Annotated in this window: 1 pseudogene; it reads left to right on the top strand. The window is 72.6% G+C overall.

The window, feature by feature from the left end:
* Positions 1-219, top strand: a pseudogene (locus CR165_RS24360) (IS3 family transposase); the annotation flags it as partial.

The following is a 219-nucleotide window of genomic DNA, read 5'->3' as shown; positions in this document are numbered from 1 at the left end:
GCGTCGGGAAACTTCTGAGCGCCGCGCGTCGCCGGGCGGCGGTGGAGCATGTCAGGGCGTCACTGGGCGTCTCGGAGCGCTTCGCCTGCCGTGTGCTGGGGCAGCATCGCGCGACGCAGCGGCAGGCGCCAGCCCCTCCGGACGATGAAGCGGCGCTGACGGCGGCGATCATTGGCCTGGCCCGGCAATACGGCCGATACGGCTACCGCCGGATCACGG

Source organism: Teichococcus aestuarii (assembly GCF_003116135.1).
Taxonomy (GTDB): Bacteria; Pseudomonadota; Alphaproteobacteria; order Acetobacterales; family Acetobacteraceae; genus Pseudoroseomonas; species Pseudoroseomonas aestuarii.
This window is presented reverse-complemented; position numbering and strand designations above follow the sequence as displayed.